The sequence below is a fragment of the Streptomyces sp. NPDC007983 genome (assembly GCF_042958345.1).
GTDB lineage: Bacteria > Actinomycetota > Actinomycetes > Streptomycetales > Streptomycetaceae > Streptomyces.
In genome coordinates, this window is the sequence record NZ_JBIBJI010000006.1 from 311,117 (window position 1) to 335,012 (window position 23,896).

The 23,896-nt window shown below is 72.8% G+C and carries 25 protein-coding genes; 17 read left to right on the plus strand and 8 right to left on the minus strand.

Annotated features, from left to right (window positions below; all coding sequences use genetic code 11):
- Nucleotides 1-6 precede the first annotated feature (6 nt).
- Together ACFZCY_RS21165 and ACFZCY_RS21170 are read right to left on the minus strand one after the other, a co-directional pair.
- Nucleotides 7-207, minus strand: a complete 201-nt coding sequence (locus tag ACFZCY_RS21165; RefSeq protein ID WP_361479173.1) for a DUF1918 domain-containing protein — start codon at nucleotides 205-207, stop codon at nucleotides 7-9.
- A gap of 112 nt (nucleotides 208-319) precedes the next feature.
- A complete protein-coding gene (locus ACFZCY_RS21170) occupies nucleotides 320-1,249 on the minus strand; it encodes an EamA family transporter (protein WP_391175167.1) in 930 nt (309 codons plus the stop codon).
- On the opposite strand from ACFZCY_RS21170, the gene ACFZCY_RS21175 reads away from it, so the two are divergent.
- The 3 genes from ACFZCY_RS21175 (at nucleotide 1,248) to ACFZCY_RS21185 (ending at nucleotide 3,997) form a co-directional block, all read left to right on the plus strand.
- Nucleotides 1,248-2,693 (plus strand): aminotransferase class I/II-fold pyridoxal phosphate-dependent enzyme, encoded by a 1,446-nt coding sequence (locus ACFZCY_RS21175; protein ID WP_391175169.1) that lies wholly within the window; start codon nucleotides 1,248-1,250, stop codon nucleotides 2,691-2,693. The genes ACFZCY_RS21170 and ACFZCY_RS21175 overlap by 2 nt on opposite strands.
- Before the next feature lie 79 nt (nucleotides 2,694-2,772).
- Nucleotides 2,773-3,354: a histidine phosphatase family protein gene (locus ACFZCY_RS21180; RefSeq protein WP_391175171.1), complete on the plus strand. Its 582-nt coding sequence runs from the start codon at nucleotides 2,773-2,775 to the stop codon at nucleotides 3,352-3,354.
- A gap of 100 nt (nucleotides 3,355-3,454) precedes the next feature.
- A complete protein-coding gene (locus ACFZCY_RS21185) occupies nucleotides 3,455-3,997 on the plus strand; it encodes a hypothetical protein (RefSeq protein ID WP_391175173.1) in 543 nt (180 codons plus the stop codon).
- A 16-nt stretch (nucleotides 3,998-4,013) separates the two neighbouring features.
- Here ACFZCY_RS21185 and ACFZCY_RS21190 read toward each other — a convergent pair whose 3' ends face one another.
- The 5 genes from ACFZCY_RS21190 to ACFZCY_RS21210 all read right to left on the minus strand — a co-directional run bounded on the left by ACFZCY_RS21190 (nucleotide 4,014) and on the right by ACFZCY_RS21210 (nucleotide 8,413).
- Nucleotides 4,014-4,502: a deaminase gene (locus tag ACFZCY_RS21190; protein WP_391175176.1), complete on the minus strand. Its 489-nt coding sequence runs from the start codon at nucleotides 4,500-4,502 to the stop codon at nucleotides 4,014-4,016.
- Between the two features lie 34 nt (nucleotides 4,503-4,536).
- Nucleotides 4,537-5,052, minus strand: coding sequence for a GNAT family N-acetyltransferase (locus ACFZCY_RS21195; RefSeq protein ID WP_391175178.1), 516 nt, complete (start codon nucleotides 5,050-5,052; stop codon nucleotides 4,537-4,539).
- A gap of 52 nt (nucleotides 5,053-5,104) precedes the next feature.
- The gene (locus ACFZCY_RS21200; RefSeq protein ID WP_391175181.1) at nucleotides 5,105-6,340 is read right to left on the minus strand and encodes a DUF6596 domain-containing protein; all 1,236 of its coding nucleotides are present in this window, start codon (nucleotides 6,338-6,340) and stop codon (nucleotides 5,105-5,107) included.
- Between the two features lie 65 nt (nucleotides 6,341-6,405).
- Nucleotides 6,406-6,762 (minus strand): YciI family protein, encoded by a 357-nt coding sequence (locus ACFZCY_RS21205; protein ID WP_063729076.1) that lies wholly within the window; start codon nucleotides 6,760-6,762, stop codon nucleotides 6,406-6,408.
- A 118-nt stretch (nucleotides 6,763-6,880) separates the two neighbouring features.
- Nucleotides 6,881-8,413 (minus strand): DHA2 family efflux MFS transporter permease subunit, encoded by a 1,533-nt coding sequence (locus ACFZCY_RS21210; RefSeq protein ID WP_391175185.1) that lies wholly within the window; start codon nucleotides 8,411-8,413, stop codon nucleotides 6,881-6,883.
- Between the two features lie 110 nt (nucleotides 8,414-8,523).
- On the opposite strand from ACFZCY_RS21210, the gene ACFZCY_RS21215 reads away from it, so the two are divergent.
- From ACFZCY_RS21215 to ACFZCY_RS21250, 8 genes are all read left to right on the plus strand, one after another.
- Nucleotides 8,524-9,501 (plus strand): WYL domain-containing protein, encoded by a 978-nt coding sequence (locus tag ACFZCY_RS21215; protein WP_391175189.1) that lies wholly within the window; start codon nucleotides 8,524-8,526, stop codon nucleotides 9,499-9,501.
- An 82-nt stretch (nucleotides 9,502-9,583) separates the two neighbouring features.
- Entirely contained in the window at nucleotides 9,584-10,030 is a 447-nt protein-coding gene (locus ACFZCY_RS21220) for a hypothetical protein (protein ID WP_391175192.1), read from the plus strand.
- A 98-nt stretch (nucleotides 10,031-10,128) separates the two neighbouring features.
- Nucleotides 10,129-11,226 carry a hypothetical protein gene (locus ACFZCY_RS21225; protein ID WP_391175195.1) on the plus strand — a complete coding sequence of 366 codons (1,098 nt, stop codon included), beginning with the start codon at nucleotides 10,129-10,131 and terminating at the stop codon, nucleotides 11,224-11,226.
- 84 nt (nucleotides 11,227-11,310) lie between these two features.
- The gene (argC, locus tag ACFZCY_RS21230) at nucleotides 11,311-12,339 is read left to right on the plus strand and encodes an N-acetyl-gamma-glutamyl-phosphate reductase (protein ID WP_391175200.1); all 1,029 of its coding nucleotides are present in this window, start codon (nucleotides 11,311-11,313) and stop codon (nucleotides 12,337-12,339) included.
- On the plus strand, nucleotides 12,336-13,493 hold the full coding sequence (argJ, locus tag ACFZCY_RS21235) for a bifunctional glutamate N-acetyltransferase/amino-acid acetyltransferase ArgJ (protein WP_391175203.1): 1,158 nt from the start codon (nucleotides 12,336-12,338) through the stop codon (nucleotides 13,491-13,493). Before argC ends, argJ begins: the two co-directional genes overlap by 4 nt.
- The gene (gene argB, locus ACFZCY_RS21240; RefSeq protein ID WP_391175206.1) at nucleotides 13,490-14,452 is read left to right on the plus strand and encodes an acetylglutamate kinase; all 963 of its coding nucleotides are present in this window, start codon (nucleotides 13,490-13,492) and stop codon (nucleotides 14,450-14,452) included. Before argJ ends, argB begins: the two co-directional genes overlap by 4 nt.
- Nucleotides 14,449-15,639 carry an acetylornithine transaminase gene (locus ACFZCY_RS21245; RefSeq protein ID WP_391175210.1) on the plus strand — a complete coding sequence of 397 codons (1,191 nt, stop codon included), beginning with the start codon at nucleotides 14,449-14,451 and terminating at the stop codon, nucleotides 15,637-15,639. Before argB ends, ACFZCY_RS21245 begins: the two co-directional genes overlap by 4 nt.
- A gap of 19 nt (nucleotides 15,640-15,658) precedes the next feature.
- Entirely contained in the window at nucleotides 15,659-16,219 is a 561-nt protein-coding gene (locus ACFZCY_RS21250; protein WP_391175213.1) for an arginine repressor, read from the plus strand.
- An 8-nt stretch (nucleotides 16,220-16,227) separates the two neighbouring features.
- Here ACFZCY_RS21250 and ACFZCY_RS21255 read toward each other — a convergent pair whose 3' ends face one another.
- Nucleotides 16,228-17,211: a substrate-binding domain-containing protein gene (locus ACFZCY_RS21255; protein WP_391175216.1), complete on the minus strand. Its 984-nt coding sequence runs from the start codon at nucleotides 17,209-17,211 to the stop codon at nucleotides 16,228-16,230.
- A 172-nt stretch (nucleotides 17,212-17,383) separates the two neighbouring features.
- Between ACFZCY_RS21255 and ACFZCY_RS21260 the strand changes: the two genes are divergently transcribed.
- From ACFZCY_RS21260 to ACFZCY_RS21285, 6 genes are read left to right on the plus strand one after another with little or no spacing between them, the layout of a single operon-like run.
- Entirely contained in the window at nucleotides 17,384-18,205 is an 822-nt protein-coding gene (locus tag ACFZCY_RS21260) for an ABC transporter permease subunit (RefSeq protein ID WP_391175220.1), read from the plus strand.
- On the plus strand, nucleotides 18,205-18,990 hold the full coding sequence (locus ACFZCY_RS21265; protein WP_391175224.1) for an ABC transporter permease subunit: 786 nt from the start codon (nucleotides 18,205-18,207) through the stop codon (nucleotides 18,988-18,990). Before ACFZCY_RS21260 ends, ACFZCY_RS21265 begins: the two co-directional genes overlap by 1 nt.
- A 10-nt stretch (nucleotides 18,991-19,000) precedes the next feature.
- A complete protein-coding gene (locus tag ACFZCY_RS21270; protein ID WP_391175226.1) occupies nucleotides 19,001-20,107 on the plus strand; it encodes an ATP-binding cassette domain-containing protein in 1,107 nt (368 codons plus the stop codon).
- Entirely contained in the window at nucleotides 20,104-21,174 is a 1,071-nt protein-coding gene (locus tag ACFZCY_RS21275) for an extracellular solute-binding protein (RefSeq protein WP_391175229.1), read from the plus strand. The genes ACFZCY_RS21270 and ACFZCY_RS21275 overlap by 4 nt, the downstream gene beginning before the upstream one ends.
- Nucleotides 21,171-22,148, plus strand: coding sequence for a nucleoside hydrolase (locus tag ACFZCY_RS21280; protein WP_391175232.1), 978 nt, complete (start codon nucleotides 21,171-21,173; stop codon nucleotides 22,146-22,148). The genes ACFZCY_RS21275 and ACFZCY_RS21280 overlap by 4 nt, the downstream gene beginning before the upstream one ends.
- Before the next feature lie 51 nt (nucleotides 22,149-22,199).
- Complete coding sequence (locus ACFZCY_RS21285) at nucleotides 22,200-23,894, plus strand: adenine deaminase C-terminal domain-containing protein (RefSeq protein WP_391175236.1); 1,695 nt, start codon at nucleotides 22,200-22,202, stop codon at nucleotides 23,892-23,894.
- Nucleotides 23,895-23,896 lie beyond the last annotated feature (2 nt).

Consider the following 23,896-nt stretch of genomic DNA (forward strand, 5'->3'; position numbering starts at 1 on the left):
CCCTTGCTACCGCTGTCCGGCGGGCAGGTGACGTACGACCGAGTCGGGTCCGGGGGAGAACAGGCATTCATGACCGTCGTCCTCGTAACGGACGCGGTACGGCGGTTCACCGTGGTCCCCGAGCACTTCGATGATCTCTGCGGTCCGGTCGTGAACTCCGACAACCCTGCCGTGCACCAGCAGCTTGTCGCCTACGGTCGCCTCCATCTGCGTGACCTCCTGTAGTACGGCTACCCGGAGGGCAATGCGATCCCTGTGGCCAGTCTATGGCCGGTCCACCCGGATCGCGCCCGCCGGGTTTCGCCGGGTCCACCCGGGTTCACCCCCGTTGCGTCACCCCGATGCACACCAGGACCGCGACGGCGGCGATCGGCGCGGCGGGGCCTATGTGTTCGCCGAGCAGCAGCACCGACCACACCAGGGTCAGCAGCGGCTGGGCCAGCTGCAGCTGGCTGGCCCGGGCCACGCCGATGGCGGCCATGCCGCGGTACCAGACCACCAGGCCCACGAACTGCGAGCCCACCGCCAGCCACAGCAGCCCGGCGACGGCGTGGCCGCCGAGCCGCACGTCCTCAGCGGACAGCGCGATCGCCGCGCCCGGGACCGCCACCGGAACGCAGGCCACCAGCGCCCAGCCGATCACCTGCCAGCCCGGCATGCCGCGGGCCAGCCGCCCGCCCTCCGCGTAGCCCGCGGCGCATACCAGCAGCGCGCCGAACAGATACAGATCGCCGATGGCCGGCGCGCCGCCGCTCTGCTGCACCGCGAATCCGATCACCACCGCGGCCCCGGTGAGCGCCGCCGCCCAGAACCGGCGCGAGGGCCGCGCCCCGGTGCGTACGGCGGACACGGTGGCCGTGGTCAGCGGCAGCAGCCCCACGACCACGGCGGCGTGCGAGGTGGTGGAGGTCTGCAGCGCGAGCGTGGTCAGCAGCGGGAACCCGACCACCACCCCGGCCGCGACCACCAGCAGCCCGGGCCAGTGGCGCCGCTGCGGCGGCGCGACCCGCCGCGCCGCGAGCGCGCCCCCGGCCACCAGCGCGGCGAGCACCACCCGGCAGGTGGTCACCGACCAGGGGCCGAGCCCTTCCAGGGCCCAGGCGGTGCCGGGGAAGGTGAGCGAGAAGGCGACCACTCCGAGGGCGGCCGGCAGCATGCCGCTCCGGGCGGGAGCGGTTGTTGCGATGGTGCCGGGACCACCGCTCACCGCTATCGTGTCGTCGGCAGTAGCGCTATCCTGTGTTCTCATGCACGAGCGTAGCAGTGTCGCTGAACTGGCAGAAGCTCTCCGGCGTGAGCTGAATCGCTACTCTCCCGGTGAGAAGCTGCCGTCCAGTCGTGCCCTGGTCGAACGCCACCGGGTGAGTCCCGTCACCGTCTCCCGCGCCCTGGCCGCGCTCGCCGCCGAGGGGCTGGTCGTCACCCGGCCCGGCGCCGGTGCCTTCCGTGCCGCGCCGCGGGTCGAGGCGCCGCGGGCCGGGGACACCTCCTGGCAGGAGGTCGCGCTGAGCGTCGAGACGCCCGGCGAATCGGTCCCGCGCTCGGTCGACGCCTCGGGCGTCCTGGCCACCCTCGCCGCCCCGCCGCCCGGAATCCTGGAGCTGAACAGCGGCTATCTGCACCCCTCGCTCCAGCCCGAGCGGGCCCTGGCCGCCGCCCTCGCCCGGGCCGGGCGCCGGCCCGGCGCCTGGGGCCGCCCGCCCATGGAGGGCCTGCCCGAGCTGCGCGCCTGGTTCGCCCACCAGATCGGCGGCCGCGGTGGTGCGGTCACCGCCGCCGACGTCCTGGTCACCGCGGGCGGCCAGTCCGCGCTGACCTGCGCGCTGCGCGCCCTCGCCCCGCCCGGCGCGCCCGTCGTGGTCGAGTCGCCCACCTACCCCGGCATGCTCGCCGCCGCCCGCGCCTCCGGGCTGCGCCCGGTCCCCGTACCGGCCGACGCCGACGGCATCCGTACCGATCTGCTCGCCGAGGCGCTGCGGGCGGGCGGCGCCCGCGTCGTCGTCTGCCAGCCGCTGTTCCAGAACCCGACCGGCGCGGTGCTCTCCACCGAACGGCGCCGCGAGGTGATCCGGATCGCGCGCGAGGCGGGCGCGTTCGTGATCGAGGACGACTTCGCGCGCTACCTCGTCCATGAGGACGCGCCCCCGCTGCCCGCGGCCCTCGCCGCGGACGACCCCGACGGGGTGGTGGTCCACGTCTGCTCCCTCACCAAGGCCACCTCGCCCAGCCTCCGGGTCGGCGCGCTCGCCGCCCGCGGCCCGGCGCTGGAGCGGCTGCGCGCGATCCAGGTCGTGGACAGCTTCTTCGTCCCGCGCCCGCTGCAGGAAGCCGCGCTGGAACTGGTCGGCGCGCCCTCCTGGACGCGCCATCTGCGGACCGTCGCCGCCGAACTGCGCACCCGCCGCGATGCGCTGGTCACCGCGGTACACCGCGAGCTTCCCGACCTGCCGTCCCCGCACGTCCCGCCCGGCGGCTACCACCTGTGGCTGCGCCTGCCGCATGGCACCGACGAAGGCGCGCTCGCCTCCGCCGCGCTGCGCGCCGGAGTCGCAGTGGCCTCCGGCCGCCCGTACTTCAGTGCCGAGCCGCCCGCGCCGCACGTCCGGCTGAGCTTCGCCTCGGTCGCGGGCACCGGCGAACTCGCCGAGGGCGTACGGCGGTTGCGCACCGCGTGCGACGAGGTGCTGGGGTAGGGGCGACGCGGCGGACCCGGACCTCTCACTTCTCGCACAGGACCCCTCCCGTGGCCCCGCCGAACCGTACGATGCGCGAATGACGTTTCGGCTGACGCTGGTCGCCGCCGCCTCGACCTCCTCGCGGCTCGGGGAACGCTTCGGCGACGACCGGCCGCTGGATCCGGAGGGCCGCCGCGCCGCCGAGCGCGCCGTGCCCGTCCTCCTGCCGCTGGCCGCGGCCGAGCTGCGCTACTGCTCGCCGTCGCCCCGCAGCCGGGAGACCGGCCTCGCGCTCGGGTTCACCCCGCTCGTCCAACTCGCCCTGCGCGACTGGGACATGGGCCGCTGGGGCGGCCGTACCTTCGCCGATGTGATGGCGCGCGAGCCGCGCGCGGTCGACGTGTGGCTCGCCGACCCCCGCTCGGCGCCGTACGGCGGCGAATCGCTGCTGGCGTTCATCACCCGGGTCGGCGGCTGGCTGGACACCCGGCCGGTCGAGGAGCACGTCAAGGTGCTCGCGGTGGCCGACCCCGGGGTGATACGCGCCGCCCTGACGTACGCCATCAAGGCGCCGCCGCACTGCTACTGGAACGTCGACGTGACCCCGCTGTCCACCGTCACCCTCACCGGCCGCGCCGGGCAGTGGCGGCTGCGGGTGGAGGGCGGCGCGCCGGGCTGAGCCGGCGGCGTTCACTCGGATGATCTTGTGGAGTCGCCGGGTCCCGGGCGACCCGCGACGCTGATGCCGGAGCCCCTACGACCCGATGGGAACTGTCATCATGCGCCACCTCCGGCACCCCCGGCACCTTCGTCACCTCGGCCTGAGCGCCGCCACCGCCCTGACCGCCGCTCTCCTGTGCGCCGCCCCCACCGCGGCCGCCGCCCCGGCGCCCGCCGGGGGCAGCGGCGATCCGCTGTTCCCGATCGGGCGCGAGCGGGTCTTCGACCTCGTCGTCCACCAGACGCAGAGCAGCGCCGTGGATGTGGGCACGTCCGGGCCCAGCCAGGGGGACGAGTTCGTCCTCAGCGGGGATCTTCTCCGGGGGAGCACCACGGTGGGGACGTTCGGCGAGGTGTGCACGCTGACCCGCGTCGGGCCCGCCGTCGACTCGTTCGACCAGCAGTGCGTTGCCACTTTCCGGCTTCCCGACGGGGACATCACCATCCACGGGCTGATCTCCGTCACCGCGGCCGGACCCGAGGCCGACATCAACCTCGCGATCACCGGCGGCACGGGCCGCTACCGCACCGCGCACGGCTTCGTCCACGCCGTCAACGTCACCGCGTTGGACACCAACGTCACCGTGCACCTCATCTTCTGACCTCCCGCGGACCCGCTCAGGCCGCGCCGTGGAAGCGGCGGTGCAGCGCACGGACCTCCTCGGCGAGCGCGGGATACGGGCCCGCCACCACCGCGCCGGGCACGACCTCCCGGATCGGCAGGGTCCGTACCGGCGGCGCCGGCACACCGAGTTCGGCGAGCCAGCCCGCCAGCTGCTGCGAGGAGCTGGCGTACACGATGCGGCCGAGCCCGACCCAGCCGTGCGCGGCGGCGCACATCGGGCAGTGCTCGCCCGAGGTGTAGACGGTGGCCTCGGCCCGCTCCGCGGGCGTCAGCCGCCCCGCCGCCCAGCGCGCCAGGGCGAACTCCGGGTGGCGGGTGTGATCACCGCCCGCCACCCGGTTGTGGTCCTCGGCCAGGACGGTCCCGTCGGCGGCGACGAGCACCGAGCCGAAGGGTTCGTCACCCGCCTCCAGGGCCTCGGTCGCCAGCTCCACACAGCGGCGCAGATGCCGCAGGTCGTCGTCGGTCGTGTTGTCGGCCACGATGCCTCCCCCATTGGTGATCAGGGACAGCATGTCAATCCGTCAGCTCTTCGGCCAGCAGATCCATCAGCAGACCGTCGTGCCAGGTGCCGTCGTGCCCGCGCTCGTAGCGGCGCATCACGCCGACCGGACGGAACCCGGCCTTGCCGTAGGCGCGGATGGCGGCGGCGTTGTCCGCGGCCGGATCGATCACGATGCGGTGGTGGCCGTGGTCGCGGACGAGGTGCCGGGCCAGGGTGCGCACGGCGTCGGTGCCCAGCCCACGGCCGTGTACCGCCGGGTCCAGGTAGATGTCGATGCTCGCGTGCCGGTAGTCGGGGTCCGTTTCGGCCGACCACTGGATCATGCCGACCACGGCCCCCTCGTGCACCACGGCCAGCGTCTCGGTGTCCGGCTCGGCCAGGTCCTCGGCCACCGCCGCCACCAGGTCCTCGCCGCCCCGCCAGCGCGCGTACACCTCGGGCTTCGCGCGGATGGCGGCGAGCGCGGGGATGTCGGCGGGGACGGTGGGCCGCAAGCCCACCCGCGCGCCGTGCAGAGTCGTCCGCATGGACGCCGACGATGTCAGGAAGCGGGGGTGAGCACCAGCGGGGCGGTGCGTTTCAGACCCGCCCGGCCCTCTCCCGCAGCAGTCGGCGCTCGGGGGCGTTGCGGGTGAGGGAGGCGGCGCGCTCGAACTCCGCGCGGGCCTCCGCCCGCCGCCCCAGGCGTTCCAGCAGATCGCCGCGGACGCTCGGCAGCAGGTGGTAGTCGCGCAGCGCGGGGTCCGCGACCAGGGCGTCGACCAATTCCAGCGCGGCCGCCGGGCCCTCCGCCATCGAGACGGCCACCGCCCGGTTCAGCTCCACCACCGGGGACGGGGTGAGCGCGGCCAGCCGGTCGTAGAGGGTGGCGATGGTTCTCCAGTCGGTGTCCTCGTAGCGGACCGCCCGCGCGTGGCACGCGGCGATCGCGGCCTGGAGGGCGTACGGGCCGTGGCCCGCCCGGTGCAGGGCCTCGACGCCACGGTGGATGAGCAACCGGTTCCACTTGGCCCGGTTCTGGTCGGCGAGCAGCACCGGCGCGCCGCCCGGGCCGGTGCGGGCCGGGATGCGGGAGGCCTGGAACTCCAGGAGCGCGGCCAGCCCGTGCACCTCGGGCTCCTTGGGCATGAGCCCCGCCAGCACCCGGGCCAGGCGCAGCGCGTCCTCGCACAGGGCGGGGCGCACCAGGTCGTCCCCGGCCGTCGCCGAGTAGCCCTCGTTGAAGATCAGGTAGATGACCTCCAGGACCGAGGAGAGCCGGGCGGTCCGGTCCTCGCCGTACGGCACCTCGAAGGGCACCCCGGCCTTGGCCAGCGACCGCTTCGCCCGGACGATCCGCTGGGCGACGGCCGCCTCCGAGGCCAGGAACGCGCGGGCGATCTCCTCCGTGGTCAGCCCGCCCAGCAGCCGCAGGGTCAGGGCGATGCGGGCCTCCGGCGACAGCACCGGATGGCAGGCCGTGAAGATCAGCCGCAGCAGATCGTCGTCGATGCCGTCGGGGTCGTCGAGGTCCCCCGGATCGGGTGGGGGCACGTCCTCCAGGGCCCGCCCGACCTCGGCCAGCTTCCGCGCGTACGTCTCCTTGCGGCGTACGAGGTCGATCGCGCGGTGCTTGGCGGTGGCCATGAGCCAGGCTCCCGGCTTGTCCGGGACGCCCGACTCCGGCCACTGTTCCAGCGCGGCGATCAGGGCATCCTGCGCGAGTTCCTCGGCGATGCCGACGTCCCGCACGATGCGGGCGACACCTGCGATGATGCGCGCGGATTCGATCCTGAAGACCGCTTCGACCGTTTCGGTCGCGTTTGCTGCCGTCACGGCCACCCATCAGAGCAGCCGCCCGGGGGCACGGCAAGCGGAAGCGGATCAGCCCGAGAGCCTGATCAGCCCTCGTCGATCTGGCGGACCTCGGCGGTGATGGTCCAGTAGTCCTCGTGGGTCTCCAGGAACCGCTTGGTCCACTCCAGCGCCTCGGCCTTGTCCTTGGCCTGGATGAGGGAGTAGCCGCCGATGACCTCCTTGCTCTCGGTGAACGGCCCGTCGGTGTAGCTGATCTTGCCGCCGGACCAGGTGACCCGGGTGCCCTCGGAGGTGGGCTTGAGCCCGGCCGTGTCGAGCATGACGCCCGCCTTGGTGATCTCCTCCAGCAGGGCGCCCATGCGCTCCATCAGCTCGGGGCTGGGGCCCTCGGCGGGGGCGTTCTTCTCGTCGATGCGGATCAGGGTCAGAAAGCGCGGCATGGTGACTCCTCGGTCGCCGGGCGGGGCCACTCCCCGCCTCTCACCCTTACGTCGAACGGGAGACACCCGGGTCGACAGCTCCCCGGAAAAACTTCCGGCGATTTTTCCGGGGGCGCCGTCAGCCCATGTGCGCGGCGCCCGGCGCCTCCCCCGCGTGCCGCTGCTTCCGGGCGCTGACGGCGAGCGCGGTGACCGTGAGCCCCGCCAGGAACATGACGGCCGCGGCGGCGAAGGCCCGGGTGTAGCCGTGGGTCAGCGCATCCCCGGCCCTCGCCACCAGGGCGGTGTCCTTCGTGGCCAGCCCCCGGTAGAGGGCGGCGGCCGCCCCGGGCAGCCGGTCGTCGGCCGCCGAGGTGGAGAGGGTCGACATGACCGCGAGGCCGAGGGCGCCGCCGATCTGCTGCGCGGTGTTCAGCAGCGCGGAGGCGATCCCGGTGTCCTCGGGCCGCACCCCGCTGACCGCGCCGAGCGTCATCGGGACGAAGCCCATGCCCAGGCCGAGCGCGGTGACGAACATCGCGGGCATCAGATGCCCGGTGTACGACGAGTCCGGCTCCAGGGTGGAGAACCAGACCATCCCCGCCGCCCCGACCGCCAGCCCCGGCCCGGCTATCAGCCGCGGGGCGAGGTGGGCGACCAGCTTGGAGCTGAGCCCTGCGGCCGTGGCCACGCCGATGCTGAAGGGCAGATACGCGAAGCCGGTCCGCACCGGGCTGTAGCCCAGGATCAGCTGCATGTAGAGCGTCAGGAAGTAGAAGGTGGCGAACATGCCCGCGCCGATGCACAGCATGGTGGCGTAGCTGCCGCACCGGCTGCGGTCCCGGAACAGTCGCAGCGGCATCATGGGATGCCCGGTCCGGGCCTGGACCAGCAGGAACGCGGCCAGCAGCCCGGCCGCCGCGGCGAACGAGGCGAGGGTGAGGCCGTCGGCCCAGCCGTGGTCGCCGCCGCGGGTGATGCCGTGGACCAGGGCGATCAGACCGCCCGTGCCGGTGATCGCGCCGGGGATGTCCAGCCTGCCGGGGGTGCGGCCGGCCTCGACCAGGGTCCGGGTTCCGGCGAGGACGGCCAGCCCGATCGGGATGTTCACGAAGAACACCCAGCGCCAGTCGAGGACATCGGTGAGCGTGCCGCCCAGCAGCAGGCCGACCGTGGCGCCGACCCCGCCCATGGCCGCGTACACGCCCATCGCCGTGTTGCGCGCCCTGCCCGCCGGGAACGTCGTGGCGATCAGGGCCAGCGCGCTGGGCGCGGCCATCGCGGCGCCCACGCCCTGCAGCACCCGGGCGCCGATCAGCAGCCCCTCGGCCGGGGCCAGCCCGCCCAGCACCGAGGCCAGCGTGAACACGGCGATCCCGGTACGGAACATCCGCCGCCGCCCGAACAGGTCCCCGGCCCGGCCACCGAGCAGCAGCAGCCCGCCGAAGGCCAGCGCGTACGCGGTGACGATCCACGCCAGGTCGCCGTCGGACACCTTCAGATCGGTCTGGATGCTGGGCAGGGCGATGTTGGTGATCGTGGCGTCGAGGACCACCATCAGCTGCGCCGCGGCGATCACGAACAGGGCCGGCGCCAGACGGCGGCCCCCCTCCGGTTTCCCGGCGGGCTCCGGCCGCACGGGGACGGCGGCGGTGGTGGTATCAGCGGACATCGAAAGTCTCCAAGGAATGAACCGAGTCGCGGCCGGCGTCGGCCGGCGGCGCCCACACTCCCCGCGATACATGACATCCACCGTCATGTTTTTCCGCGATCCTCGGACCCATGAAATCCGACCGGATGCTGTCGATCCTGCTGCTGTTGCAGACCCGCGGCCGGGTGCCCGCCACCGAGCTGGCCGAGCGCCTGGAGGTGTCCGTACGCACCATCTTCCGCGACGTCGACGCGCTCTCCACGTCCGGGGTGCCCGTCTACGCCGAGCGCGGGCGGCACGGCGGCATCGCCCTGCTGCCCGGCTACCGCACCGATGTCACCGGGCTGACCGCCGATGAGGCGCGGGCGCTGTTCGTGCTGGTCACCGGCCGGGCGCACGCCGACCTCGGGCTCGGCCCGGCCATCGGCTCGGCGCTGCGCAAGGTCATGGCCGCCCTCCCGCCACCACACCGCGACGCCGCCGCGCTGACCCGCCGGCGCATCCTGGTGGACCCGGTCCGCTGGCGCAGCGGCCCCCGGGCGGCGGCCGACCTGGGCGTGCTCCAGGACGCCGTCTTCACCGACCGGCGGCTACGGCTGCGCTACCGCCACGGCCGCGACGACCGCGAGGCGTCGTACACCCTCGACCCGTACGGCCTGGTCGAGAAGGCGGGCGTCTGGTACCTCGTCGCCGATCACCGCGCCCGGCCCCGGCTGTTCCGGGTGGACCGCATCCTGACGGCGTCGGTCGCCGACGAACCCGTACGGCGGCGGCAGGGCGCGGAACTGGCCGACGTATGGGACACCCTGCGCCGCCGCATCGACGACCTCCCCGCCGGGGTGGACGTGGTGGTGAAGGTCCGCCGGGCGTCCCTGCGCCGCTTCCTGAGCATCTACCACGCCGATCTGGCCGCACCCCCACCCGCCGAAGCCGACGGCGGCCCGGAGCGCGTCGAGCTCCGGCTGCGCTTCCACCCCCTGGCCGCGGCCCGCCCCCTCCTCGCCTTCGGCGCCGACGTCGAGGTGATCTCCCCGCAGGACCTCCGCGAGGAACTGGCCCGTGTCGCGGCCGAGGCGGTGGCCCTCTACTCCGGCGGACCACCCGGCTGAACCACTCCGGCCCCGCGATCAGGACGCTCGAAGGAACCAGCCTTGTCCGGGCGATGTCTGGGCGAGCATGGCGAGCTTTGTGATGGTGACCCTGGTCTTCGCGCCGCTCCTGATGCCGCTCGTGTTCGCGGGCGCCGCCCTGGGGCTCGCGCTGCGGGCCTACAGCCGGCTGCCGGGCTGCGGGTGGCATCTGCCGAGCGTCACGACGTGCGTGCTGGTGATGGTCATGGCGGGCGCGGCGGCATTCGGCGCGTACACGTGGGGGGTGATGTCGGGGTTCTACGTCCTGGATCCGGATCAGATGTGCGCGGTGCGGGGGCTGCCGGGAGATCACATCGTGACGCGCGCGACGCTGCCGATCAGCGCGCAGTGCGTCACGGAGGGCGGCTCGGCGGCCGAGCTGGTGCCCGGCTGGGTGAATCCGGTGATCATCGGCGGACTGGCGCTGTTCGCGCTCGCCCTCATGACGGGAATCCTCGCGGTGGCGCGTCGGCGAGCACGCGGTCACCACGGGGGCGTGACGGGGTAAGGCTGCCGCGTCCGGCCTCGCTGTCGGCGCTCTGTGTCATTATGCGGACGCGTCCCAGGGGAGTGGGCCGCGTTCTGCTGACTGCCAGGGGGCTGGGGATGGGTGCGGGTACGGAGCCGGACGGCTCGTCCAGATCTGACGAGGAGTGGGAGCGGTTTCTGCGTGAGTCGGTGGCGGGTGCCGCCGACGCGCCCAAGGAGCCGTCGGCGCGGGCCCGCGACGTGGCGAACCGGCTGCGCGCGGAGCCCGGCCGCGGCCCGGAGGTCTGGCGCGGCTACTCGCCCGCGCCGCCCAAGCGGCGCACGGGCTGGTACGTGGCCGGGCTGCTCGCCTCGCTGGTGCTGCTGGTGGTGGCGCTCGCGCCGGGGCGGATAGTGGACCTGTTCGCCGGCGGCGACTCCTCGCCGTCGGCGGCCGAGACCACCCGCCCGACCGGGGCACCCCCGGCGGAGGCGGCCCGACGCCCCACCACGGAGGAGCCGTTCCGCGGCTCGCCGGCGGCGAGCTGGGCGAGCGGAGCGGCGGGGATCACCGTGCCGAAGGCCGGGGCGGTCGGCTGGATGAGCGCGGCCGAGGTCGAGCGGGCCCTCGCCCGCAGCCGGGACTTCCTCGTCGCGTCCGCCCTGGACCGCGGGGTGCTGCGGGGCGAGCGCCCCGACCAGGCGATCGCACTGATCAACCCGCACCAGAAGGACGTCCAAGACCTTCTGCAAACCGCCTTCCGCACCCCGAGCGAGAAGAACGACCCGCTCCTCCTCTTCAGCCGCTTCCAGCCCTCCCGCACCCATCTGGTCGGCGACGTCGTGAAGACCCGGGGCCGGCTCACCTACCGGGAGGGCGAGCGCGGCGCGCTCCAGGTGACCGCCGACGTCACCTTCGTCTACCCGGTCACCCCCGCGGACGCGGGCGGCGGCGACGACGAGATCGTGCGCACGATCGTCCGGCGCGAGCTGATCCTGAGCTGGGACAACCCCGACAAGGTGATCACCGAGCCGGGCACGTTCTCGATCGTCTCGTACAAGTACGCCATGACCAACGGCGGCTGCGGCGCCCCCACCGGCTACTTCGTCCCGCCCTTCGGCACGGACCGCCGGGCGGACGAGGCCGGCGCGGAGGTCGATCCGTACGACCGCAGCACGCCGGTCGGGCGGGGCGAGTCCGCCGGTGACGAGTGCGGGAGGGCGACGCGGTCCTAGCGCGCACAGGGGTCCTGCCTGAATATTCTTTGCATAAAGCTGCCGTCAAACGTATAGTCATGCCATCCGTGAGGGAGGATGGCAATGGCGATACGCGCAGCGGTGGCGGGAGCGAGCGGATACGCGGGCGGTGAGGTGCTGCGGCTGCTGCTCGCGCACCCCGAGGTCGAGATCGGCGCGCTGACCGGCAACGCCAACGCCGGACAGCCGCTCGGCTCCCTCCAGCCGCACCTGGTCCCGCTGGCCGACCGGGTGCTGGCACCGACCGGGGCCGAGGCGCTGGCCGGGCACGACGTGGTGTTCCTCGCGCTGCCGCACGGGCAGTCCGCCGCCGTCGCCGAGCAGCTCGGCGACCAGGTGCTGGTGATCGACTGCGGTGCGGACTTCCGGCTGGAGGACGCGGCCGACTGGGAGAAGTTCTACGGTTCGCCGCACGCCGGCACCTGGCCGTACGGCCTCCCCGAGCTGCCGGGGGCCCGCGCCGCGCTGGAGGGGTCCAAGCGCGTCGCGGTTCCCGGCTGCTACCCCACCGCCGTCTCGCTCGCGCTGTTCCCGGCGTACGCGGCGGGGCTGGTCGGGCCCGAGGCCGTGATCGTCGCCGCCACCGGGACCTCGGGCGCGGGCAAGTCGCCCAAGCCGCACCTGCTGGGCAGCGAGGTCATGGGGTCCATGAGCCCGTACGGCGTGGGCGGCGGCCACCGGCACACCCCGGAGATGATCCAGAACCTGTCGGCCGCGGCGGGGGAGCGGGTCTCGGTCTCCTTCACCCCGACCCTCGCCCCCATGTCCCGCGGCATCCTGGCCACCTGCAGCGCCCCGGCGAAGCCCGGCGTGACGGCCGGGACGCTGCGCGCCACGTACGAGAAGGCGCTGGGCGACGAACCGTTCGTCCACCTCCTGCCGGAGGGACAGTGGCCCTCCACCGCCGCCGTGTACGGATCCAACACCGCCCTGCTCCAGGTCGCCCTCGACGAGGCGGCGGGCCGGGTCATCGTGATCAGCGCGATCGACAACCTCACCAAGGGCACCGCGGGCGGCGCGGTCCAGAGCATGAACATCGCCCTCGGCCTCCCCGAGGAGCTGGGACTTTCCACGATCGGAGTCGCTCCATGAGTGTGACGGCAGCCAAGGGCTTCACCGCCTCGGGCGTCGCGGCAGGGATCAAGGAGAACGGGAACCCCGATCTCGCTCTCGTCGTCAACAACGGACCACGGCTGGCCGCCGCGGGCGTCTTCACCTCCAACCGCGTCAAGGCCGCCCCGGTGCTCTGGTCCGAGCAGGTCCTGAAGGGCGGCCAGGTCTCCGCCGTCGTCCTCAACTCCGGCGGCGCCAACGCCTGCACCGGCCCGCTCGGCTTCCAGGACACCCACGCCACCGCCGAGAAGACCGCCGACGTCCTCGGGCACAGCGCGGGTGAGATCGCCATTGCCTCCACCGGGCTCATCGGCATCCGGCTGCCCATGGAACCCCTGCTGTCCGGCATCGAGACGGCCGCCGCGGCCCTCGGCGAGCACGGGGGCGAGAAGGCCGCCATCGCCATCAAGACCACCGACACCGTGCACAAGACGGCCGTCGCCACCGGCCCGGACGGGGCGTGGACCGTCGGCGGCATGGCCAAGGGCGCGGGCATGCTGGCCCCGGGCCTGGCCACCATGCTCGTCGTGCTCACCACCGACGCCGACGTGGAAGCCGCCGCGCTGGACACCGCGCTGCGCGACGCCACCCGCACCACCTTCGACCGGATCGACTCCGACGGCTGCATGTCGACCAACGACACCGTGCTGCTGCTGGCCTCCGGCGCCTCCGGGGTCGCCCCCGCCGCCGATGACTTCGCCGAGGCGGTCCGCACCGTCTGCGCCGACCTCGCGCGGCAGCTGATCGGGGACGCCGAGGGCGCCTCCAAGGACATCCGTATCGAGGTCGTCGGCGCGGCCACCGAGGACGACGCCGTGGAGGTGGGCCGCTCCATCGCCCGTAACAACCTCCTCAAGTGCGCCATCCACGGCGAGGACCCCAACTGGGGCCGGGTGCTGTCCGCGATCGGCACCACCTCCGCCGCCTTCGAGCCCGACCAGCTCAACGTCGCCATCAACGACGTATGGGTCTGCAAGGACGGTTCGGTCGGCGAGGACCGCGAGCTGGTCGACATGCGCTACCGGGAGGTACGGATCACCGCCGACCTGGCCGCGGGCAGCGCGTCCGCCGTCATCTGGGCCAACGACCTGACCGCCGACTACGTCCACGAGAACAGCGCGTACTCCTCATGAGCCAGCCGATCCCGTCGCAGAAGGCGGACCACCAGCCCAAGGCCGACCAGCCGACCGCCCGCAAGCACACCGCCCAGCCCAAGGCCCGCATCCTCATCGAGGCGCTGCCCTGGCTGACCCGCCACCACGGCAAGACCGTCGTCATCAAGTTCGGCGGCAACGCGATGGTGGACGAGGAGCTGAAGGCCGCGTTCGCGCAGGACGTCGTCTTCCTCCGGCACGCCGGGCTGCGCCCGGTCGTCGTCCACGGCGGCGGCCCGCAGATCAGCGCCCAGCTCGACCGGCACGGCCTGGTGAGCGAGTTCAAGGCGGGCCTGAGGGTCACCACCGACGACGCGATGGACGTCGTGCGGATGGTGCTGGCCGGGCAGGTGCAGCGCGAGCTGGTCGGGCTGCTCAACCAGCACGGCCCGCTCGCCGTCGGCATGACCGGCGAGGACGCCCATCTGATGTCCGCCACCAAGCACTTCGCCGAGATCGACGGCGAACAGGTGGACATCGGCCGGGTCGGCCAGATCACCGAGATCGACACCGGCGCCATCCAGGCGCTGCTGGACGACGGCCGCATCCCGGTCGTCTCCTCCATAGCGCGCAGCTCCGACGACGGCCACGTCTACAACGTCAACGCCGATACGGCGGCGGCCGCGCTCGCCGCCGCGCTGCGCGCCGAGACGCTGATGGTCCTCACCGACGTCGAGGGCCTGTACGCGGACTGGCCCGACAGCGACGAGGTGATCAGCCAGCTCGGCGCGAGCGAGCTGGAGAAGCTGCTGCCGGACCTGGCCAGCGGCATGGTGCCCAAGATGGAGGGCTGTCTGCACGCCGTACGCAACGGCGTCACCACCGCGCGCGTCATCGACGGGCGGGTGCAGCACTCGATCCTGCTGGAGATCTTCACGGACGAGGGCATCGGCACGATGGTCGTGCCGGACGCCGATGATGAGGGGGCGGACCAGTGAGCAACGCGGAGCTGACGCGGCGCTGGCAGGGCGCGATGATGGACAACTACGGGACGCCGCGCGTCCCGCTCACCCACGGCGAGGGCGCCACGGTGTGGGACGCGGACGGCAAGGAATACCTCGACTTCGTCAGCGGTATCGCCGTCAACTCCCTCGGCCATGCCCACCCCGCCGTCGTACGGGCCGTATCCGACCAGGTCGCCACGCTCGGCCACGTCTCGAACCTCTTCGTCGCCGAGTCCCCGGTGGCGCTCGCGGAGCGGCTGCTCCAGCTCTTCGGCCGGAGCGGGCGGGTCTACTTCTCCAACTCCGGCGCGGAGGCCGTCGAGGCCGCCTTCAAGATCGGACGGCGGACCGGCCGTACGCATATGGTCGCCACCGAGGGCGGCTTCCACGGCCGCACCGTGGGCGCGCTCGCCCTGACCGGCCAGCCCGCCAAGCAGGAACCGTTCCTTCCGCTGCCGGGCGACGTCACCCATGTGCCGTACGGCGACGCCGAGGCGCTGCGCGCGGCCGTCACCACCGACACCGCGCTGGTCATCGTCGAGCCCATCCAGGGCGAGAACGGCGTCATCGTCCCCCCGGCGGGCTACCTCGCCGCCGCCCGCGAGATCACCCGGGCCACCGGCACGCTGCTCGTGGTCGACGAGGTACAGACCGGAATCGGCCGTACCGGACACTGGTTCGAGCACCAGGCACAGGGCGTCGAACCCGATGTCGTCACCCTCGCCAAGGGCCTCGGCGGCGGCCTGCCCATCGGCGCCACCGTCGCCTTCGGCCCCGCCGCCGACCTGCTGACCCCAGGTCAGCACGGGTCCACCTTCGGCGGTAACCCCGTCAGCTGCGCCGCCGCCGTCGCCGTCCTCGACACGATCGCGGCCGACGGCATCCTCGATCGCGTCAAGCGGGCGGGGGAGCGGCTGCGTGACGGAATCGAATCGCTCGACCACGCGTTGATCGGCCAGGTCCGTGGCGCGGGGCTGCTGCTCGGTATCGTGCTCACAGAGTCCCTCGCGCCGCAGGTGCAGCAGGCGGCTCAGGACGCGGGACTCCTGGTGAACGCGACCGGGCCGGATGTGGTCCGGCTCGCGCCGCCGCTCGTCGTCGGCGACGACGCGGTGGACACCTTGCTCCGGGAGCTGCCCGCCGTTCTGGACGCCGCACACGAGGGCCAAGGGGAACGATGATCCGGAGACTGACGAGACGATGACCGAGGCCCAGCACACCGAGGCGGGGCACGACGCCGACGCGAACCACAACGGACCGTCCGTGCCGCAGACCCGCACCGCCCGCCACCGCCGGATCGTGGACATCCTGAACCGGCAGCCGGTCCGCTCCCAGAGCCAGCTCGCGAAGCTCCTCGCCGACGACGGACTCTCCGTCACCCAGGCGACGCTCTCCCGCGACCTGGACGAACTGGGCGCGGTGAAGATCCGCAACACCGGCGGCGAGCTGATCTACGCGGTGCCCAGCGAAGGCGGCGACCGCACCCCCCGCGCCCCGCTCGGCGAATCGGCGAGCGAGGCGCGGATGGCGCGGCTCGCGGGCGAACTCCTCATCTCGGCGGAGGCGTCCGCCAACCTCGTCGTCCTCCGCACCCCGCCCGGCGCGGCCCAGTTCCTGGCCTCGGCCATCGACTCGGCGGAGCTGCACGTCATCCTCGGCACGATCGCGGGCGACGATACGGTGCTCCTCATCAGCCGCGACCCCAGCGGCGGCCAGGCCCTGGCCGACCACCTCCTCCGCCTGGCCCAGAAGGCCCGCTAGATGCACAATCAGCGCCGCGGCGCGGCGGTGGACTCCCGCACCACCAGGCGGGTCGGGATGCGGACCCGCGGTGGCCGCCCCCCGGCCGGCGGTGCTTCCCGCACCAGCCGGAACGCCGCGCTGCCGGCTTCGTCGAGGGGGACGTGCAGGGCGGTGCTGCCCGGCTGGGTCATGCCGATGACGGTCAGATCGTCGGAGGCGGCGAGGCTGATGTCCTCGGGGACGCGCAGCCCGGCGTTGCCCAGCCCCATGAGGATTCCGAGCAGTACGTAGCTGCTGTAGACCATGACGGCGGTGACCCGCTCCTCTCGCCGTACGAGGTGTTCCGCGGCGGCGAGCCCGGCGTCGAACTGCGGGGGCGCCGGGTCCAGCACGATCAGCTCACCGCCGGCCTCCGCCACCGCCTCCCGCGCCGCCTTCCGGCGCTGCCGGTCCATCCAGGAGCCGGGTGGGCCGCCGAGGTAGGCGATGCGCCGGTGGCCGAGGCCGAGCAGATGTGCCATCAGCTTCCGCACGCCGCCAGGGGTGTCCACCACGACCCCCGGCAGCCCCGGGACGGTACGGTCCACCGTCACCACCGGCAGTCGCTCGGCGATCCCGCGCACCTCGGCGTCGGCGTTGACCGGCGCCACCAGGATGAGCCCGTCGACGCGTGACCCCAGTTGGGTCGCCAGTTCCCGCTCCCGTTCGGCCGACCGGTCGGAGACCCCGAGCAGCACGTTTCCGCCCGCCTCGGTGAGTGCCTGCTGAACGCCCGTGACGATGGGCGGGAAGAAGGGGTTGGCGAGGGTCGGGACGATGACCCCCACGAGTCCGGTGCGGCCGGTCGTCAGGGCCCGCGCGGTGGCGTTGAGCCGGAATCCCATTTCGCTGGCTGCGCGGGCGACTCGTTCCCGGGTCTCCGGCGCCACCATCGTGGGCCTGCTGAGCGCGCGTGACGCCGTGGACGTGGACACGCCCGCGGCCCGTGCGACATCTGTCAGCCGAACCATCCACCCCTGCCTTCGTTGCTGGTTACACGGTGTTTACCGGCCGCCGTTGACGACCTCCCCGGGCCTAGCGTAGCTTGCCTGCAACCGGTTGCGGCAACCGGTTGCGGGCATTCTTCCCAGGTCGCGGCGTCAGTCGCGTACCGGATTCCACGGACTTCAGAAGGGTGGGCTCGTGTCACGCAGAGCGGCATCCGGCCTCTTGCTCCTGCCGGGCGTGGCCCTTCTCGCCTTCGGCTTCCTCTATCCCTTCCTCAGCACCCTGTTCGCTCCGCCCGCCGCCGAGGACCCCGATGTCCTGGGCAAGCTCGGCGGCATGCTCGGCGACGGCTACGTGCTGGAGGTCGCGGCCCGTACCATCCGGGTTGCCGCCCTCACCACGGTGATCTGCCTGCTCCTCGGCTTCCCCGTGGCCTACCTCGTCTCCCGGGCGCCCAAGCGCCGTCAGGGCCTGCTCCTCGCCCTCGCCGTCTTCCCGCTGCTGCTCTCCACCGTCGTCCGCACCTTCTCCTGGCTGGTCATCCTCGGCCGCAACGGGCTGATCAGCACCCTGCTGGTCGACCTCAAAATCATGGACGGCGGCACCCAGTTGCTGTACACCGAATTCGCCCTGGTCGCCGGGCTCACCCAGCTCTTCACACCGATCATGATCCTGACCTCGTACAGCTCCCTGTCCCATGTCGACACCAAGCTGGAGGAGGCGGCCCGAGGGCTCGGGGCCACCTCGGGCCGGGCCTTCCGGCGCGTGGTGCTGCCGCTCGCCCTCCCCGGGGTGCTGGTCGGCACCACCCTGGTGTTCGCCGGCGCGGTCACCGCGTTCACCACCCCGCTGCTGCTCGGCGGCACCCGTAACCGCACCCTGGCCACGCTGCTGTACGACTACGCCAATGTGAAGCTCGACTGGAGCGCGGCCAGCGCGGTCGCCCTGATCATGACGGTCCTGGTGCTGGGCGCGAGCTGGATATCCGGCCGGCTGGCGAAGGTGGGGGCGGTGTGATGCGCGGCCGTCCGATGCTCACCGCGCTGTCCGCGCTGGCCATGCTGTTCCTGCTGGGGCCGATCCTGCTGGTGGTGGCGATCGCCTTCTCCTCCGGTGACACGGTGGAGTTCCCGCCGCCCGGCCTGTCGGGCAAGTGGTTCGGCAAGGCCTTCTCCTACCAGCCGTTCCACGCCGCGCTCGGCACCAGCCTGCTGGTGGCCGCGGGGGCGACCGTCCTGGCCCTGCTCGTCGGCGTGCCGGCCGCGCTCGCCATCCAGCGGCGGCGGTTCCGCGGGCACAAGGCGGTCGAGGCGCTGTTCCTCTCACCGGCGATCGTGCCGGAGCTGGTCCTGGGCTTCGCGCTGTTCCAGCAGTTGATGGTGACCTTGCGGATCACCGCGTTCGGGGCACTGCTGATCGGGCACACCGTGCTGCTGCTGCCCTACGCGGTACGGGTCACCGGGGCCTCGCTCGCCATGGCGGACCCCGCCCTGGAGGAGGCGGGGCGGGGGCTGGGGGCCGGGCCGCTCCGGACCTTCTTCCACATCACCCTGCCGGTGATGACGCCCGGCATCGTCTCCGCGGCGGTGCTGTCCTTCCTCACCTCCTTCAACAACGTGCCGCTGTCGCTGCTGCTCAACGGGCCCGGCACCACCAGCCTGCCGGTGGCGATGCTCCATTACGTCGAGTTCTCCTTCGACCCGGTCGTCGCGGCCGTGAGCACGCTGCTGCTGGCGGCGACCGTGCTGGTGGCCCTGGTCACCGAGCGGCTGGTCGGCTTCAACAAGGTCTTCAGCAAGTAGGGATGCCCAGATGATCCAGCAGAGCGCCCGGAAGACGATCCGGAAGACGACAGGGAACGCACGGAGCGCCGAACACACCGAGGAGACGACCCCGGTGGTCCAGCTCCGGGCCATCACCCGGGAGTTCTCCGGATCGGTGGCCGTGGACTCCATCGATCTCTCGGTGGAGCGCGGGAAGTTCACCGCCCTGCTGGGCCCCAGCGGCTGCGGCAAGACGACGACCCTGCGGATGATCGCGGGATTCCTGACGCCCAGCTCCGGCACGATCCTGCTCGACGGACAGGACGCCACCCACCTGCCGCCCGAGCGCCGCAACATCGGCATGGTGTTCCAGTCCTACGCGCTCTTCCCCCACCTGACCGTCGCGAAGAACGTCGCGTTCGGACTGAAGATGCGCGGGGTGCCCGCCGACGAGATCCGTACCCGGGTCGGCGAGGTGCTGGAGCTGGTCGGCCTCGCCCACCTCGCCGGGCGCAAGCCGGGGCAGCTCTCCGGCGGTCAGCAGCAGCGGGTGGCGCTGGCCCGCGCCGTGGCCATCCGCCCCTCCGTGCTGCTGCTCGACGAGCCGCTGTCCAATCTGGACGCGCGGCTGCGGGTCCAGATGCGCCAGGAGCTGCTGCGCGTCCAGCGGGAGACCGGGCTCACCGCCATCCTGGTCACTCATGACCAGGAAGAGGCGCTGGAACTGGCCGACTCCATGGTGATCCTCGACCGTGGCCGGATCGTCCAGCAGGGCCCTCCGCGCGAGGTGTTCCGGGCGCCCGCGACCCGCTTCGTCGCGGAGTTCCTGGGCTACGAGAACTTCCTCGAACTGCCCGGAAAGGGACAGGTCACCATCCGGCCCGAGCACATCGGCGTCCTCACTCCCGGCCAGCCGCCGCCCCCCGGCGGCGAGGTGGTCGACGCGACCGTCACCGCGGTCCGCTTCCGCGGCACCGACTTCGCGGTGACGACCACCGTCGGCGACCGCACCATCCAGGCCATCACCGCCGACGACAGCCTGCGCGCGGGGGAGTCGGTACGCCTCCACCTCCCCCCGGCGCTGGCCGTCGCACTGCCCGGCGACGACGCAGACGCCCGGCCGGCAAGCCCCGAACAGCAGGAGTGTCCCGCATGACCCGTACCCTTCGTCCCCTCCGTACCACCAGACTCCTCAGCGGTGCGGCGGCCGTCGCCCTGGTTTCCCTCTCCCTCGCCGGCTGCGCCGAGACCGGCGGATCCGACCCCAAGAAGCTCACCGTGAGCACCTTCGGTTTCGGCGCGGACCAATTCGAGAAGACGGTCGTCGAGCCGTTCGAGAAGAAGACCGGGATCAAGGTCACCGTGGAGACCGGCGCCAACGCCGACCGGCTGACGAAGCTGCGGGTCAACAAGGCGAACCCCACCACCGACGTCGTCATGATCACCGACCTCTTCGCCGCCATGGGCCAGAAACAGGGCCTCTTCGAGAAGATCGACCCGAAGAAGATCCCGAACCTGGCGAAGATCCACGACTTCGCCAGGAGCACCGACGGCTACGGTCCGGCCTACACCTACCAGCTCCTCGGAACGCTCTACCGCACCGACAGGTTCGCCGAGCCGCCCACGATGAAGGACCTGTGGGACGCCGAGCACAAGGGCAAGGTCGCCGTCCCCGACATGTCCACCAGCGCCGGCATGCCCTTCCTCGAGGCCGTCTCCGCGACCTACGGCACCGGCCCCAAGGACTCCGACGCCGGCTTCGAGAAGCTCTCCGACCTCAAGCCGAACGTGCTCAAGTACTTCAACCGCAGCACCGAGCTGGTCAGTCTCCTGGAGCGCGGCGAGGTCGACATGGCCCCCGGCCTCGACCTCTTCGCCGTCGACCCGGTCAAGTCCGGCAAGCCCCTCGCCTGGGCACCGTTCGACAAGGGCCGCTACGTCGCCGCCAACACCGCCCAGATCGTCAAGGGCAGCGGGAACAAGGCCGGCGCCGAGAAGTTCATCGACTACCTGCTCTCCGCCGACGTCCAGGAGAAGGCCGCCGCCACCTTCGACGACAAGCCCGTCAACAAGGACGCCGAACTGCCCGAGAGCATCGCCAAGGTGTCGGGCAAGGCCGCGAGCGACCCGGCCGCCGCCGGGTTCACCTCACTTGACCTGGACTACGCCGTCGCGCACAACGACGAGTGGGTGGACCGCTTCCAGCGCGAGGTCTCCGGATGAGCCGGGCCCCCTCACGGGTGGTCATCGACTGCGATCCGGGCATCGACGACGCCATCGCGCTGATGCTGGCGTACGCGTCGCCGGAGCTCGACGTCGCGGGCGTGACCACCGTGGCCGGCAACGTCGGCCTCGACCAAGTGGTCGACAACGCCCTGCGGGTGTGCGACCTGATCGGCCCGCCCGCCGCCGCCACGCCCGTGCTGCGCGGCTACGCGGGGCCGCTGGCCCGCGCGCTGCGTCAGCCCGATGAGCCGGTGCACGGCGCGTACGGCCTGGGAGGCGTGGAACTGCCCGCGCCCTCCCGGGCCGCCCACCCCGGACACGCCGTCGACTGGACGGCCGGGCAGATCCGCGCCGCCGCGCCCGGCGAGTTCACCCTGATCGCGACGGCGCCGCTCACGAACGTCGCCGCGCTGCTGCACGGCCACCCCGACACCCGGGAGCGCCTCAAGGAGATCGTCGTCATGGGCGGCGCGGCGTTCGCCCCCGGCAACACCACGCCCGCCGCCGAGTTCAACTTCCACGCCGATCCCGAGGCCGCCCGGTACGTCACCGAGTCCGGGGTGCCGCTGCGCATCGTCGGCCTCGACGTCACCCGCGAGGCGCTGACCCCGCTCGCCGACGCCGAGGCGCTCATCGCCGACGGCGCACCCGTCACCGCGGCGGCCGGACGGATGCTGAGCCACCTCATCGACCGGTACGCGCGACGCCACACGGTGCGCGCCTGCGCCGTCCACGACGCGCTGGCCGTCGCCGCCGCCGTCCGCCCCGACCTCCTGGAGTGGACGGACGCGTGGGTGACCGTGGAATGCGCGGGCGAGTTCACCCGTGGCGCCCTGGTCGCCGACGTCCACGGGCGCACCGGCCACGCGCCCAACGCGCGCGTGGCGTCCGGCGTCGACGCGGAGGCGTTCCGCGGGTTCCTGATGTCCCGTCTGCGCGACCGCTACGGCGCGGCCCGCCTCGCGGCGTAGCCCCCGAAGGCACCACACCCCCACCCGAGCAGGAAACGAGCAGGAGTCCCCATGCCGATGCCAAGCCGCTGCGACCTCCTCATCCGTGGTGCCGGTGTCGTCTCGGTGCACACCGGTGAGATCGTCCCGGCCGATGTCGTGGTGACCGGCGACCTCATCCGTGCCGTCACCGCGCCCGGCGTACGCATCGAAGCCGACCGCGTCCTGGACGCCGAGGGCCTGCTGCTGGCGCCCGGGTACATCGACGCCCACATGCACATCGAGAGCTCGCTGCTCACGCCCGCCGAGTTCGCCCGCATCACCGTGCGCCGCGGCACGACGACGGTCCTCGCGGACCCGCACGAGATCGTCAACGTCGCCGGGCGGGAGGCCATGGCGTGGATGATCGAGCAGGGCCGCACGACTGCTCAGACCATGCTGTGGGCCGTGCCGTCCTGTGTGCCCGCCCTTGAGGGTTTCGAGACCGCGGGGGCCCGGCTGACCGCCGACGACATCGCCGAGATGCTCGACTGGGACGGGGTGACCACCCTCGGTGAGGTGATGGACTACCGCGCCGTGGTGGCGGGCTCCCCACGGATGCGGTCGATCATCGACGCGGCCCGGCGCAAGGGCGTCCGCCTCGACGGCCACTGCCCGAACCTGACCGGGGACGACTTGGGCGAGTATCTGTGGGCCGGGATCGACTCCGACCACACCAAGAACACCCCCGACGTGGCGGTCGAGAAGGCCCGGCTCGGGATGCTGCTGATGCTCCAGGAGAAGTGCCTCACCCCCGAACTGGTCCGGCGCCTCCGGGAACTCCCCGTCCTGCCGGACTTCTGCCTGGTCACCGACGACCTGGCGGCCGACGCCATCCTCGAACGCGGACACCTGGACCACATCGCCAGGGTCGCCCTGGACGCCGGCCTCGACCCGTTGACCGTGCTGCGCGCGCTCACCCTGCACCCGGCCCGCCGCCTCGGCCTCGACGACCGCGGCGTGGTGGCCCCGGGGAAGCGGGCGGACCTCGTCCTGCTGCGTGCCCTGGAGGACCCGGCACCGGTGACCGTCGTGTGCGGTGGCCGGGTGGTCGAGGACGGTGCCGATGACGCCCCGCCGGCCCCCGCGGCCAACCCCTTCGCCGCCTCCGTCCGCCTCGCACCGCTCGACGAGGGCGACTGCCGGTGGCGGACCGACCTCCCCGACGGGGAGCACACCTTCCGGGCGCTGCGGGTGAATCCGGTGGACACCTACACCGAGCCCGCCGAGGTGGTCCTGCCGGTGAGGAACGGCATCGTGGACTGGGAGGGCAGAACGGCGCTGCTCGCGGTGTACGAGCGCCACCACCGCTCGGGCCGCCGGGCCATGGCGCCGGTGGTCGGCTTCGACCTCGCCCCGGGTGCCGTCGCGACCACGTACGCGCACGACAGCCACAACCTCACCGTCGTCGCCACTGGCGCGGCGGCGCTGCGCGCGGCGGCGAACCGGGTCATCGGATCGGGCGGCGGCATCTGCGTGGCCGTCACCGGGCAGGATCCCGTGCACCTCCCGCTGCCGGTGGGCGGCGTGCTGTCCCAGGCACCCGCGCCCCGGGTTGCCGAGGGTGCCGCCGCCGTACGGGAGGCGCTGCACGGGTGGGGCTGGCGGCACCGCAACGCCTTCATGAGCATCTCGACCATGACCCTGCCGGTGTCGCCACAGGTCAAGCTCACCGACCAGGGGCTGGTGCGGGTGGTCGACCGGGCGTGGGAACCGGCCGTCGTGTGACG

Bases quoted from the DNA above. Each gene is read 5' to 3' on its own strand.
- ACFZCY_RS21205 (WP_063729076.1), bottom strand. From the start codon at position 6,762: ATGCCGCGCTTTCTGACCCTGATCCGCATCGACGAGAAGAACGCCCCC.
- ACFZCY_RS21275 (WP_391175229.1), top strand. From the start codon at position 20,104: ATGACCCGTACCCTTCGTCCCCTCCGTACCACCAGACTCCTCAGCGGT.
- ACFZCY_RS21255 (WP_391175216.1), bottom strand. From the start codon at position 17,211: ATGGTTCGGCTGACAGATGTCGCACGGGCCGCGGGCGTGTCCACGTCC.
- ACFZCY_RS21225 (WP_391175195.1), top strand. From the start codon at position 10,129: ATGGGTGCGGGTACGGAGCCGGACGGCTCGTCCAGATCTGACGAGGAG.
- ACFZCY_RS21285 (WP_391175236.1), top strand. From the start codon at position 22,200: ATGCCGATGCCAAGCCGCTGCGACCTCCTCATCCGTGGTGCCGGTGTC.
- ACFZCY_RS21170 (WP_391175167.1), bottom strand. From the start codon at position 1,249: ATGAGAACACAGGATAGCGCTACTGCCGACGACACGATAGCGGTGAGC.
- ACFZCY_RS21220 (WP_391175192.1), top strand. From the start codon at position 9,584: ATGGTGACCCTGGTCTTCGCGCCGCTCCTGATGCCGCTCGTGTTCGCG.
- ACFZCY_RS21270 (WP_391175226.1), top strand. From the start codon at position 19,001: ATGATCCAGCAGAGCGCCCGGAAGACGATCCGGAAGACGACAGGGAAC.
- argB (WP_391175206.1), top strand. From the start codon at position 13,490: ATGAGCCAGCCGATCCCGTCGCAGAAGGCGGACCACCAGCCCAAGGCC.
- ACFZCY_RS21195 (WP_391175178.1), bottom strand. From the start codon at position 5,052: ATGCGGACGACTCTGCACGGCGCGCGGGTGGGCTTGCGGCCCACCGTC.
- ACFZCY_RS21215 (WP_391175189.1), top strand. From the start codon at position 8,524: ATGAAATCCGACCGGATGCTGTCGATCCTGCTGCTGTTGCAGACCCGC.
- ACFZCY_RS21280 (WP_391175232.1), top strand. From the start codon at position 21,171: ATGAGCCGGGCCCCCTCACGGGTGGTCATCGACTGCGATCCGGGCATC.
- argJ (WP_391175203.1), top strand. From the start codon at position 12,336: ATGAGTGTGACGGCAGCCAAGGGCTTCACCGCCTCGGGCGTCGCGGCA.
- ACFZCY_RS21185 (WP_391175173.1), top strand. From the start codon at position 3,455: ATGCGCCACCTCCGGCACCCCCGGCACCTTCGTCACCTCGGCCTGAGC.
- argC (WP_391175200.1), top strand. From the start codon at position 11,311: ATGGCGATACGCGCAGCGGTGGCGGGAGCGAGCGGATACGCGGGCGGT.
- ACFZCY_RS21265 (WP_391175224.1), top strand. From the start codon at position 18,205: ATGCGCGGCCGTCCGATGCTCACCGCGCTGTCCGCGCTGGCCATGCTG.
- ACFZCY_RS21165 (WP_361479173.1), bottom strand. From the start codon at position 207: ATGGAGGCGACCGTAGGCGACAAGCTGCTGGTGCACGGCAGGGTTGTC.
- ACFZCY_RS21180 (WP_391175171.1), top strand. From the start codon at position 2,773: ATGACGTTTCGGCTGACGCTGGTCGCCGCCGCCTCGACCTCCTCGCGG.
- ACFZCY_RS21175 (WP_391175169.1), top strand. From the start codon at position 1,248: ATGCACGAGCGTAGCAGTGTCGCTGAACTGGCAGAAGCTCTCCGGCGT.
- ACFZCY_RS21210 (WP_391175185.1), bottom strand. From the start codon at position 8,413: ATGTCCGCTGATACCACCACCGCCGCCGTCCCCGTGCGGCCGGAGCCC.
- ACFZCY_RS21250 (WP_391175213.1), top strand. From the start codon at position 15,659: ATGACCGAGGCCCAGCACACCGAGGCGGGGCACGACGCCGACGCGAAC.